Below are 13,416 nucleotides of genomic sequence, written 5' to 3' on the forward strand. Positions count from 1 at the left end.
TCATCTATATGACAAGGTTATTTCTATACAGTACTAAGTCTATTATACCATTTTATTATATCATTTTATAGTCATTTGAAGGATCATTTTTTTCAATTTTCTAAAAAGTCATCTTTTCAAGTTCATTTACCAAGCTTTCAAATTTCTTAAGTGCATCCTTTATACATTTCGTATCGTTCATATCTACACCTGCTTTTTTTAATATATCTATAGGATAATCAGATCCTCCAGCAGCTAAGAAATTTAAATAATTATCTTTTTGACCATTCAATATATCCTGAGATAAGCTTATAGCAGCACAACATCCTGTAGCATACTTATAAACATAAAAATTAGAATAAAAATGAGGTATCCTACTCCACCATATAGAGCATATATCATCAATGAAAAAATCCTCTCCGTAGTATTTTTTCATCAGATTTGTCCAAAGCTTATTTAAATTATCAGATGTTAAAGCCTCTCCTTTTTCAGCTCTATCATGTATAATTTTCTCAAACTCAGCATACATAGCTTGAGTGTATATACTTCCTCTTATAAGATCTATATATCCCTGTATATAGTACATCTTCTCATCCTTAGTCTTAGCATTTTTCATTAAATACTCAAATAACAGAGCTTCATTAGTTATAGATGCTACCTCTGCAGTAAATATAGGATAATTGTAGTTTACATACTCCTGATTTTTAGAAGAATAATAATTATTCATCGCATGGCCCATCTCATGTGCAAATGTAGATACACTACTTAATGTATTGTTATAGTTTAAAAGTACATAAGGATGTGTATCATAGCTTCCCCACGAATAAGCTCCGCCTCTTTTATTTTTATTTGGGTATACATCTACCCATCTATTATCTATTCCAAATTCTAAATCTTCTACATACTGCTTTCCAAGAGGAACCAACGCCTTGGTTAGAATGCCTTTTGCTTCATCATACTCTATTTTTTTATTATTTTCTATCAAAGGATTGTACATATCATAATAATGAACTTTATCAAGTTTTAATATTTTCTTTCTAAGACCTACATATTTATGGAATACATCCAATTTATTATTTACCTCTATTATTAAATTATTGTACAAAGATACATCTATATTATCCTTATCAAGAGACGCCTCAAGAGATGTCTTATAATTTCTAGCCTTTGAATAAAATACATCCTTGTTGACTTGACCAGATAAAGCCGATGCCAAAACATTTATATTTTTTTTATAGCTTTCAAACTCTTCTACAAATGCTTTTTTTCTAGTTTCACGATTATCATCTTGTAATAATCTAGAATATTCACCAGGAGTAAAATTCGTCTTTCTATCTATATCCTTAAACGAAGTATACACCTTCTCTGGAGTACTTGCCATGGACTTTGATAAAGACAAAATCCTCTCCTCTTTATCAGATAGCATATGCTCCTTTGACTTATATAAATTATCTAAATAAAATTTATAAGGCTTTAATTTACTATTATTCTTTACAAATTTGTCTATAGTTTCCTTTGAGACACTCAAAATCTCAGGCTCTATAAACGACACACTACTGCTGAGCTTAACAGCTAAATAACTTATATTATCACACATCGTAAGATATTTATTATTCGAGGTATCTGTGTCCTTACTCATATAAGCATACGCATACAATTTTTCAAGCATCCTACTCATATTGTCAGTCATATCCAAGGCCTCATACAAATATCTAGATCCTCTTGAAAGCTTACCTTTATAAGCCTCCATCTTAAGTATATTCTTCTCAAGTATCTTGTAATCTCTCTCCCAGTCAGAATCAGAAGCATACATATCTGAAAGATTCCACTTATACTTATTAGTACTTTTATTATTAAACACTGATACAGTCTTACTATCTAAGCTATAAAAAGCAAATAAACTTATAATTAAAACAGCAATACAAGATAATTTATATAACTTTTTCATAAAAACCTCCTAATTACACTTATATATAACTATGTTGTGTATTTTTTTAAAAATTATAATTAAATTTATGTGCTTAATCCAAACTATCGTTGCATTCGCGGTATTTTTATAGAGATTTTTGATAACCCACAGAAATTAAAAAAGATGGCTAATTTAGCCATCTCTTAATTAATTCATATTTATTATTTCACCATCAAAATCTAAAAATTCTCCAGTTAAAGCATCTATATAGTATATATCTTCCATTCCTTCTTTTTTACTCATCTTATACATTAGTCTTGTCTCCTTTTTGTTACTTTCTTGATCGTATATAGTTACATAACAAAGCTTCACTTCATTTTTATCAAGGTATAATTGTTTTACCTTCTCACTATCCAAAGCTTTACTTTTATCTTCAAATATTTTACTATTGTCCCATTCAGATTCTATAGCCAATACTCTATTGTCATTTAAATCTACATACACAGTTACATCATTATCTTCATACTCTATTCCATTTACAACTCTATTAAAAGTATATCTTGCAACTTTTTCATAAATTACAGTTCCTTCTTCATCCTCGTAATATTCCTTTTGCTTTCTAATTTCAGTATTTATATTTGTTCCTTTAGTTTGGCAATTATCTTTTATAACTTGTAAAGCCCTTTCGTATCCATCTTCCCATGTATACTTTGGCTTTTTATCTGTCTCATCCCATTTATCGAAGTCAGTATCCATGTATATTATTTCTTTGTTATTTTTATCTATCACTAATTTGCCGTTTACTTCATTTTCTTTTTCATCTTTATAACTAAATTTAATGCCCCAAGCTTTTCCTTTTGATGTATTTTCTTTATTAGAGTCTCCAAGTTCTTCTATGCTCTTTATATTAATATCTTCATTTAATAATTCTTTCATTTTTTGTATTGAGAAATTTTTCGCCTCTTGCTCAGTTAAATTATAGCTTGGCATTTTTACTGATATAGATTCTTTATAGTTTTCTTTACTCATTATATCTCTATTAATATTCTTAATATAATACTCAAGTTCACCATCTTTAGCATCTACCATACTTGAAGTTTTGTAATATGGATTATACATAAGTTTTACTTTTTCATTTCCATCTTTATCATATGTATTCATATACATATATCTCATTTCTATATTATCTTCTATAATTTTTGTAGCCTTATCCTTATCTATTACATTTTCAACCTTTGGAATATCCAGATCATTATTCCAATTCAAGCTATAATCAGATACTCTACCACTTTCTTTATCTACAGTTATATTTATTCCTTCATATGCAAAATCTACTCCATTCAAAACTCTTCTATATTTAAAATCAAAACTGTAATCATCTTCTGCTTCTATGCATTTAGTATTTTTTAATTTATCTGGATTCATTTTATTCACTATATTGTCTGCTAGCTTTCTAGCCCCAAACTTAGTAATTTCCTTATCACTTTTATCATGTGCATATATATATACACTAGATACAGTTTTATCAGATTCAATAAACACATCTATATCTATATAATTTTTATCTCCTCTGCATATATTTATATCCCACGTACCTTCTTCATAACCTTTATCAACTGTAACATCAAACTCATCATTAATATCTATATCGAAGTATTTTTCAACTGTATTAATAGCTACCTTCTTAGCTTCATCCTTACTCACCTTCTCATCTGCAAAAACAAATGTACAACTACTAATTATAAAAACTAATACAAACAAACTCAAAATCCATCTATTTTTCATAAAAATGCCCCCTTACTTTTTTTGTATACACATGATGATAATACCATATAATGGGTGTTTTTTACAATAAAAATGATGCTTACTAAAACATTTTAATAAGCATCATCTTTCAATCAGTTACTTTATTTTATTCCAACAGATAAAGCCTTGTATATAGACACAGCCATTTCTGTCATAGTAGCATTATCCTTAGGTCTAAAGCTTGAATTATCTCCATTTATTATGCCCATACCCTTGCACACTGCTACATATCCCTTGTAACTTTGATCTATACTAGCTTCATCACTAAATCCAAGTGCATACACACCCTTCATCTTAGCCATATCTTCTTTATCTATAAGTTTAATTATCATCTTAGCCATTTCTTCTCTTGTTATCTTAGCATCCTTATTGAAATTTTCTTCTTTATTTTCTATAAATCCATATTCAACTGCAAGTTTTATATAAGATATATCTTCATCGTCATTTTTTATATCTTTAAATTTAAGGTCCTTCACATCACGTGCTCTATAAGGGCTATATCCTCTTACATTAACAATCATTTTTAAAGCATCTATTTTAGATATCTCGTTATTCGGTTCAAATGTTTTAAGATCTATTATATTACTATCACTCAATATTGTAAGCTCTTTTTTAGCCCAATGATTCTTTATTTTATCTGAATAATCTTTATCATCCTTCTTGTTAAATTCTTCTCCATTATAACCTAATGCTTTCCCACTTATTGCATCCACTCTATCAAATTCAAACATATCTTTTAATCCATATGCTAAAGTAGCCTTTTTATCATTCTCTTCTTTATTTCCAATAATATTATAACTTAATTCAAAGTCACGATTTTCAAAGTATACGTTCTTTGCCTTATCTTTATTGATTACATTGTCACACTTTGGAAATTCAATATCATTATCCCATGTATATCGTACTTCTGCTACATCACCATTTCTTGCATTAATAACTATAACTATGTTATTATTTTCATATTTTATTTTGTTATTAATTCTTGCAAAATTATAGTAATATGAATCTGCATTTATTTTTTTACCATTTATATAATGGTAACTGTTTTGTTCTAGTAATTTAGTATCTAATTCTTTTATATTATATCCATAGTACTTACTTAAAACATCTACAGCCTTATCATATCCTTGGCTCCAAGTAATCTCAGGAGTAAAATCTTCATCTTCATTATTAAAGTAATAAGTATCGAAAGATATAATTTCACCTGTATTTGCATCTATTGATACTCTTCCATCTCTATCTTTATCTTTAATATTAAATCTAGCTTCCCATACTTTTCTTCCTCTAGTAATAAAATACTCATCGTCTTCTTCATATCTTAATCTATCAATTTCAAAATCATCTTTTATAAAATCTTTTGCAATAGAGTTAATTCTATCTTTAGCCTCTTTTTCTGTTAATTCTTTACTGAGTTTTTGAGGCTTAGTGATTTTTTTGTATATCTTTTCTTTTTCTTTATCATCTATATCCTTGTAATTTAACTCTTCCTTAGATCCATCCCATCTCAGCATTACCCCATTTTTAGCATCTACTAAAAATCCTTTTTCATTATATGGCTTATAGAATGATTTTATATTGTCAGGTTTATTATCATTATTTTTATCTACATCAGAATATACAAGCTTCATATCAGTATTATCCTTTAATACTTGCTTTGCTTTATCTTTAGCTATAATATTTTTATTATCTTCAAATTTCACATCATAATCCCAATTAAATCTATATGATTGTATTTTGCCTGTAGACCCATTTATTTCTATATCTATACTATCTGTATTAAAATCAATTCCATTTTCCTGTCTTACATAATTAAAACGATAATTTTCGCCTCTAAATCTTTGTGAGAAATAATAATCATCTCTAAGTTTTACTTTTTTACTTTCAACAGGGTTTATTTGATTTAAAAAATCATCAGCTATTTTTTTAGCTTCTTCTTTTGTCATACTTGGAATTGCTGAATTCTTTTCATTATTGTTCCAATTATAATATCTTAATTCTAATATTTTACCATTATCAGAGTCTATCTCTGCTTGTATGTCTATATCTATATTATCTTCATGTTTATACCAATCCATGCTCCATGCAGATCTTTCTCTATATTTTTCATTTCTAAACTCTATTCTAGACTCAAACTTATTGTCTAATTCAACCCCTAAGTAGTTCTTTAAAGCATTTTCTGCTGCCTTCTTTGCCTCATCCTTAGATACATTAGGTTCAGCAAAAGATAGTATAGAACTACCTAATACCAAAAATACTGTAAAAATAGTCAAAACAATTCTTTTAAAATTCATACCATTCCCCCCTTATTAATATATATCCTTTATCATTATACTATATTTTTGTAAATAAATTACATTTTTAGTGTACTTTTCATATTTTTATATCCATATATAAAGTTGAAAGGGGATGATAACATGGCAGTAACAAGCATTAAAACAGGAACAAGTTTAAAATTAAAGTATTCTTTAGGTCTTAACGAGAAAGGGGTTGAAAAGTTTAAGACATTGTCTATAAAAAACCTAAATTTAGACTCAACTGATGATGATCTATTTGGAATGACTGCTTTGATGAAGGATATGCAGAGTAATTCTTTAGCTTCGGTTAAAAAGGTTGTTGATACTGATTTAAGTGAGTAATCCTATAATCCAAAATATATCTATGAGAATACCGTTCATGCAATAGAATTTTGAGAGAAAAAAAATAAGAATATGGAGGTAATATTATGGAAAAGAGACTTGATATGAAGTTTATTAAATCTGATGGTAAGAAGGTAACTGTTAAGGTTCATAGCTTAAAGGATAATGTTGATGATAGTGCTATAGATGCTTTAATGGATTACATAGTTTCTAAGGATTTGTTTAAATTTAACGGGGAAAGTATAGTCAAGAAAGAATCTGCTGAGATTATAACTACTCAAACTGAAAATGTTCATATTAACTAATTGATAAGGGGCTAATTTTAGTCCCTTTTCTATTATAAGGAGGGATATTATGAATGAACTTTTGGGATTTGTTTCTAATGTAGGTTTTCCGATAGTTTTATCTATATATCTTTTAACAAGGATAGAGGAAAAACTTGAGAATTTAACCCAAAGTATTAACAAGCTGAATAATGTGATATCTAGAATAGAAGCAAAAGAATATTGATTTTAAAGATTTGTGGGTTATCTAAAAATATCTTGCCCCATAAGAAATGTCTTAATTTCTTTTTTAAAAATTTTTTATTAAATACAATTAAACTCTAAAGAGCTGAACTAAAAATAAAGATTATCAAAATGTTAGTGCATGATTTAAATGTTTTTGTATAAAACTTGTGTTACATCGTTTGAATATCCGTTAATAAAGTTATTTGTCTGACCAACGGGAGTTTATAACTTTTAGGATATTTAATAAGACGTAATACTTAGTTTTATTAAAAACATTTAACACATACACGTTATTTTAATAATCTTTATTTGTGGTTAACCACTATCTAATTTTTAAACCACTTCTTTTTTTATGACTTCTATAAACTTAAGTATCAATATCCCACACACTATTCCTAATGAATCTATTCCTACATCCTTTATCTGTGCACCTCTTCCAGGTGTGAACATCTGATGAAACTCATCACTCATACTGTATACAACAGATATTATCGCACCCAATTTATACGAATTATTTTTATTATGAACAATAGATTCTATAGATAAAGTCATCAATATAGATAATATGAAATACAGTGAAAAATGAGCTGTCTTTCTGACTATATAATCTATATTGTTAATCTCAATTATATCAGTACTTGTAATATAATTTATAACTCCTATTGTCATATCCGATTGCGCATCAGATATACTTGCTGGTTGATTAGAAAAGTAAAATATAAGGCACATCCACAGCATACTTATTACCCAATATATTTTTTTCATGTTTATTCATTCCTTTTAACAAGATTTTACTTTCTAATCTATTATGCACAAATAGGATCTATTTTAATACTACATAAATATTCCAGCACCAGGTCCTAAAGGAAGATTGAATTTCATAAATACAACTAATAAAATCATCCATAGTATTCCATAAGCTATTGAATACGGGATCATATTTGCCATTATAGTTCCCATTCCCGCCTTCTTATCATATCTTCTAGCAAAAGCTAAAATTATAGGGAAGTATGGAAAAAGTGGACTTATAGGGTTAGTTATTGAATCTCCTATACGATAAGCTATTTGTGTTACAGCTGGATTATAATCTAAAAGTAAGAACATAGGAACGAATACAGGAGCCATTATAGCCCACTTTGCTGAAGCACTTCCTACGAATAAGTTTATAAATCCAGACAATATAATAAATCCAAGTATAAGTCCAAATCCAGTAAAGCCCATATTCTTTAATGCTTCTGCTCCTTTTACAGATATTATTATACCTACGTTGCTAAGAGTAAATAAAGCTAAGAATTGAGATGCTGCAAATGCAAGAACTATATACATCCCCATCTCACTCATAGATTGCCCCATCATAACAACTACATCTTTATCATTTTTTATCTTTTTAGTTATCTTTCCATATATAAGTCCAGGAGCAAAGAACATTAAAGTTATTATAGGTACAAGTCCCTTCATAAGAGGAGCCTTAAAAGTTAATAAAGAATTAGTTTCAGGATCCTTCATAAATGCATTATCCCCTATACAAAGACCTACTAATAAAGCTACAATCACAAACAAAGATATTCCAGCCCATTTAAGACCTCTTTTTTCATCATTACTAATTTCACTAACTGATTCTGAATCAGAGCTTCCCTCGTATTTATCAAATCTAGGAGCTATTATTTTCTCAGTTATAATTACAGATACTATAACAAGTATTACAGTAGAAACTAAAAGAAAATAAAAGTTCATAGCAGGAGTTGCTTGATAGCTAGGATCTATCATTTGAGCTGCAGGTATAGTAAACCCTGCTAGTAAAACGTCTATCATACTTACCATAATGTTCGCTGAAAAACCTCCAGCAACCCCGGCATATGCAGCAAACATTCCTATAAGAGGATGTCTTCCTATTCCAAGAAATACAATAGCTGCAAGCGGAGGTAACACTATAAATCCTGCATCTCCAGCTGCATTGGCAAGTATTCCTACAAATATTATCATACCTGTGATTAAATTTTTAGGAACCTTACTAATAGAACTTTTAAGAGCTGTCTCCATAAGTCCTGATTTTTCAGCAACACCAGCACCAAGCATAACAACTAAAACTAAACCTAGTGGTGGAAATCCTTGAAAGTTTCCTACAATACTTGTCAATATACCTCTAAGCCCATCCTTACTCATAAGATCTACCACATTTACAGTTTCTTGAGTTAATGGATGAACTACAGATACATTTGCCATAAATAATATCTTCGACAATATAATTATTAGTCCACATAAAATAGCAAATAAGGTTACAGGATCAGGTAACTTATTTCCTACTACCTCAATCCCATTTAAAAATCTACTAAAAAACTTATTCTCCTTAACCTGTGCTTTTTCCACAATACTCCCCCCTTATCCATTCAAATAATCTATAGCAGTCTGAGCAAGACCTTTAGCAATAGTAAGTACATTCTTATCATCCCACTTGAACTCAGGATGGTGATGAGCTACTAGATTATCTTTATCCTTACTAATTCCTACAAATATAAAAGACGATGGAACTAATTGACCAAAATATGCAAAATCCTCTCCACCCATAGTAGGTTCCTTCATATCGAACACATTATCTTCTCCAACTATTTTCTTAAACGAATTTCTAGCAAGCTCGGTCATCTTCTCATCATTTATAAGTGCTGGATATTTCTCTTCATATTTAAATTCATAACTTGCTCCTTGAGACTCAGTTAACGCCTTTAATATATTCTCCATGGCCTTTGGTATAAACTTTCTATGCTCCTCACTAAACGTTCTAACAGTACCTACAACCTCTACATCATTAGGTATAACATTATGGCTTTTTCCCCCATTAATAGAACCAAAAGATACAACAGCACTCTCAAGAGGACTTATTCTTCTACTTACAATAGACTGCATATTATTAATAACTTGAGCAGCTATAACAATAGGATCTACACTAAGATGAGGAACTGCTCCATGTCCTCCTTTTCCCTTTACCGTAAACCTAAACAAATCTGGTGCAGCCATCATATGCCCTTTTCTTACATGAACTTCACCTTCAATCATTTCTCCCCATAGATGACATCCAAAAGCTGCATCTACCTTAGGATTTTCCATAATACCTTCATCTATCATAGGCTTTGCTCCCCCCTGCTCTTCCTCTGCCGGTTGAAACACAAGCTTTACATTACCATGAATCTTGTCCCTCATTTTATTTAATATCATTGCAGCACCTAAAAGACCTGCCGTATGCCCATCATGACCACACGCGTGCATACGATTCTCAACCTTAGATTTATACTCTACATCTGCCTCTTCATTAATACGTAAAGCATCCATATCAGCACGAAGGAGAACTGTATTACCAGGACTATTTCCTTTTATAAGACCTACAACCCCAGTCTTAGCAACATTAGTTTTATACTCAATACCTAGTCGTTCAAGCTCATCAGCAATAGTCTTTGCTGTCTTGAACTCCTCATAACCCAACTCTGGATACATGTGAAATTGGTGTCTTAAATCTACCATTTTGCTATAATTATCATCGCCTATTTTATTTATAATGTCCGTATACATTTTTACCCCTCCCTTTCTTGTCCACGTGTTATGTACATGTGTAGTTTATTTTTATGCAATGATACCATATTTTAGTACCTGGTTCAACAAATTAATATTTATATATATATCAATTTATTTATACATTGTATTTTTCTGAACTTTCTGAATTTATCTCTTTTAAAAATTCGTTTGATTTTGTATAAAAAAAACGCTCATTAAAATCCAACTACTGAAGTAACAGTAGCTTAAATTTTAATAAGCGTGTTTTTTATAATAATTAAAATAACGGGATGAACTGAATCTCATAATATAGTAACATCACTATTAAAACTGGCTATAAAAATGTTAGTGAATGCTTTTAGATATTTTGACTAATATAACTTAGCTTTTATCGTTTAATAATACGTTAAGAAATTTGCATGTCTGAGTGTAGCGAGTTTGTAAATTTTAGGATTATTAATAAGATAAACGCTTAGTTGTATCCAAAATATTGTTGCATTCGCGGTATTTTTATAGCCAGTTTTTGATAACCCTCAATAGCTTATACTAAGCAACAGCCAATGATTTAAACGATTTATAAAGCAACCCAACTATACATATAGATATTAAAAGTTCTGGTAGTAAGTACGATGCATTATAAGTAATTGAATAAATCTATACATAATAAAAATGCTACGCGCATAGCGTAGCATTGATTAACTAGTTCAATATGATTCCTACGCCGGCATTATCCAGATCAGATATTAGGGTCGAAACACTTATACAGTTTCCTCTTAGCCAGACTCCTCTAGCTCCCCTTCTACTATTTTTAATTTTATACCCATTCTATATTTTTTAAAAACGTATGTCCATATGCTTACAAAATTTTCATATTATTTCGTATATACTATTGCGCACCAAACAAATGTTCGATATAATATTTTCAGAACATATGTTTGGTTAATTTAGGGGGGATACCAATGAATGCATATGAAGAAATCAATGAATTAGTTAAAAAGTCTCAAAACGGTGATAAAGACTCGTTAGAAAAACTGCTTGATACATTAAAACCACTTCTCATATCCAAGTGTAAGCACTACTTCGGATATATAAATGAAGATTTATATCAAAACGGAGTTATAAAATCAATAGAACTTATACAAAACTTTGACTTTAAAAAGAACACAAAATTCTTAGGATATATGAAATTTATGATAAGCTGCTTTTACTGGGATCAAAAAAAGGACGAACTTAATTCAAAAGAAGTGAGTGTAAACTTTGATGATAATCAAAGTAAAGATGTTTACATTGAAGACTTTTCAAATATAGAGACTATAGAAGCATTATCTATTTTAAATGCTACAGAAATAAAGATTGTAGAAAAGAATTTGATACAAGGACATACTCTACTAGAAATATCAAAAGAAATGGGTATATCCTATAGCTGGGTCAAAAGAGTTAAATCACAATCAGTTAAAAAACTAGAAAAATACTACTCACTAAACTACTCCATATGATAAGAAATCTTTATTCTAAATATTTCAAATGAATACATTCTTTACTTTTATGTGGGCTATAAAAAATATATCGAATATATTTTTAGTTTTACTTATTATTATAAAGTGAAATTTAATTCAGATGGAGTTTTTACTCCATCTGGATTTATAGTTGCGTAAGTGCCCTGTGGGTAAGCCAATCCAGATGTTCTCGTAAAATAAAGAAAGCCTCTCTTAACAAGAAGCTTTTCCCTATTTACTCGTACTTGTTTGAAATTACATTTCTTTTTGGCATTCTGTCAACTGTGCGCATTCTGATACACCTTTATCCATTTTTTGAGCACATTCTGCTACATGTTGCCCTCCTTTTGTAGTAGCCATCTGCGATACATGACTTGCTGCAAATGTTAAACTAGAAGAAGAGAATAACACCATTCCACCAATAGCTATAGATAATAATTTTTTCATATTTTCACCTCCTATAAGTAATTTATTTTTATAGTTTAACTATAAATTTTGTCTACCATAAAGTTCAAAATTTAAGGTTGTTATCTTAACGGCGAATGGAGTAAAACCAATAGTTCAAGAGCTATTACTCTCAAACTTTGATTTCTAATCGCCTTAATCCATCTTCCGTAGATATTTCTACATTCTCAAATATATTATTAGCAATTTATGTGCCAAACTTTAATCTTTTACTTAAATATAATTCCAAAGCTTTGTAACATTGAGGTTATAAGTAAAATTTTTATTAAATTTTTATAAGTACATTTTAATTACAATTTGGTATGTGTGATATGCTACACAAGATGTGTTTTTTAACTCAATTAAAAATTGTATAATTTCCTTATAAATAAAAAAGTACTCCTCCTTTTTACCTAAAGAAGTGCCTGAGTGACTCATCTTTTAGCAAAATTATTAACCAACTCGCTCCCCAACATCCGCCAGAAGCACTACTACATTCTTTCATTACGCTTTGTGATTTCAGCAGCATACAATGCGGCACCACAAGATATTCCTACCAATAGCCCTTCAGTCTTAGCAACTTCCTTTGAGGTTTCAAATGCCTGCTCGTTAGTAACCTTAAATACTTCACCAGTAACCTACACGTGAAGGTTCTTAGGTATGAAACCGGCTCTGATCCCTTAAATCTTATGAGGTCCAGGACTTCATCCTGATATGACCTCAGAATCCGGTTCTGGTGCAAAAAAATATAATGTAATGTCATAGTAAGAAAAACAAGGTCAGGAGTTGGTATCATGGGACCAAATTCTTTCAAATGAAAACACTATCAATCAGAAATAATTTTATTATGAGTTCGATGGTATCTAAAATATCCTTTGAGCTATATAAATTTGGAAGAAATGATGCAAGAAAGAGAATTACATATAAATCATACAACAATAATGAGAAGGGTTCATCAATATGGATCAGAAATAGAAAAGAAAATACGAAAACATCTGAAGACAACTAATGATTCTTGGCGAGTCGATGAGACATATATTAAGATTAAAAGAAATTGAAGCTTTTCATTTGATATTTTTTTAACCACAACCAAA

The 13,416-nt window shown here is 29.7% G+C and carries 11 protein-coding genes and 1 pseudogene; 5 read left to right on the forward strand and 7 right to left on the reverse strand.

Going from position 1 to position 13,416, the window contains the following annotated elements; all coding sequences use genetic code 11:
- Positions 1-100: 100 nt before the first annotated feature.
- The 3 genes from pepF to M2214_RS15600 all read right to left on the reverse strand — a co-directional run bounded on the left by pepF (position 101) and on the right by M2214_RS15600 (position 5,985).
- Positions 101-1,927 carry an oligoendopeptidase F gene (pepF, locus tag M2214_RS15590; RefSeq protein WP_248480825.1) on the reverse strand — a complete coding sequence of 609 codons (1,827 nt, stop codon included), beginning with the start codon at positions 1,925-1,927 and terminating at the stop codon, positions 101-103.
- Positions 1,928-2,095: 168 nt separating this feature from the next.
- Positions 2,096-3,673 carry a YcdB/YcdC domain-containing protein gene (locus M2214_RS15595; protein WP_248480827.1) on the reverse strand — a complete coding sequence of 526 codons (1,578 nt, stop codon included), beginning with the start codon at positions 3,671-3,673 and terminating at the stop codon, positions 2,096-2,098.
- 122 nt (positions 3,674-3,795) lie between these two features.
- Positions 3,796-5,985: an S-layer homology domain-containing protein gene (locus M2214_RS15600; protein ID WP_248480829.1), complete on the reverse strand. Its 2,190-nt coding sequence runs from the start codon at positions 5,983-5,985 to the stop codon at positions 3,796-3,798.
- Positions 5,986-6,108: 123 nt separating this feature from the next.
- Here M2214_RS15600 and M2214_RS15605 point away from each other — a divergent pair, with 123 nt between their 5' ends.
- The 3 genes from M2214_RS15605 to M2214_RS15615 all read left to right on the forward strand — a co-directional run bounded on the left by M2214_RS15605 (position 6,109) and on the right by M2214_RS15615 (position 6,840).
- A complete protein-coding gene (locus M2214_RS15605) occupies positions 6,109-6,330 on the forward strand; it encodes a DUF1659 domain-containing protein (protein ID WP_248480838.1) in 222 nt (73 codons plus the stop codon).
- Positions 6,331-6,416: 86 nt separating this feature from the next.
- Positions 6,417-6,635 carry a DUF2922 domain-containing protein gene (locus tag M2214_RS15610; RefSeq protein WP_248480840.1) on the forward strand — a complete coding sequence of 73 codons (219 nt, stop codon included), beginning with the start codon at positions 6,417-6,419 and terminating at the stop codon, positions 6,633-6,635.
- Positions 6,636-6,684: 49 nt separating this feature from the next.
- Positions 6,685-6,840 (forward strand): YvrJ family protein, encoded by a 156-nt coding sequence (locus M2214_RS15615; protein ID WP_248480842.1) that lies wholly within the window; start codon positions 6,685-6,687, stop codon positions 6,838-6,840.
- 332 nt (positions 6,841-7,172) lie between these two features.
- Here M2214_RS15615 and M2214_RS15620 read toward each other — a convergent pair whose 3' ends face one another.
- The 3 genes from M2214_RS15620 to M2214_RS15630 all read right to left on the reverse strand — a co-directional run bounded on the left by M2214_RS15620 (position 7,173) and on the right by M2214_RS15630 (position 10,400).
- The gene (locus tag M2214_RS15620) at positions 7,173-7,604 is read right to left on the reverse strand and encodes a VanZ family protein (protein ID WP_248480849.1); all 432 of its coding nucleotides are present in this window, start codon (positions 7,602-7,604) and stop codon (positions 7,173-7,175) included.
- 69 nt (positions 7,605-7,673) lie between these two features.
- Positions 7,674-9,206, reverse strand: coding sequence for an AbgT family transporter (locus M2214_RS15625; RefSeq protein ID WP_248480851.1), 1,533 nt, complete (start codon positions 9,204-9,206; stop codon positions 7,674-7,676).
- Between the two features lie 12 nt (positions 9,207-9,218).
- Positions 9,219-10,400, reverse strand: coding sequence for a M20 metallopeptidase family protein (locus M2214_RS15630; protein ID WP_248480853.1), 1,182 nt, complete (start codon positions 10,398-10,400; stop codon positions 9,219-9,221).
- A gap of 941 nt (positions 10,401-11,341) precedes the next feature.
- Here M2214_RS15630 and M2214_RS15635 point away from each other — a divergent pair.
- A complete protein-coding gene (locus M2214_RS15635; RefSeq protein WP_248480855.1) occupies positions 11,342-11,878 on the forward strand; it encodes a sigma-70 family RNA polymerase sigma factor in 537 nt (178 codons plus the stop codon).
- A 255-nt stretch (positions 11,879-12,133) separates the two neighbouring features.
- On the opposite strand, the gene M2214_RS15640 is transcribed toward M2214_RS15635, so the two are convergent.
- Positions 12,134-12,325 (reverse strand): hypothetical protein, encoded by a 192-nt coding sequence (locus M2214_RS15640; RefSeq protein WP_248480857.1) that lies wholly within the window; start codon positions 12,323-12,325, stop codon positions 12,134-12,136.
- An 833-nt stretch (positions 12,326-13,158) separates the two neighbouring features.
- On the opposite strand from M2214_RS15640, the pseudogene M2214_RS15650 reads away from it, so the two are divergent.
- Positions 13,159-13,371: pseudogene (locus M2214_RS15650) on the forward strand (IS6 family transposase); the annotation flags it as partial.
- Positions 13,372-13,416 lie beyond the last annotated feature (45 nt).

It is taken from the genome of Tepidibacter aestuarii, from assembly GCF_934924865.1.
In the GTDB taxonomy this organism is placed as follows: Bacteria; Bacillota; Clostridia; order Peptostreptococcales; family Peptostreptococcaceae; genus Tepidibacter_A; species Tepidibacter_A aestuarii.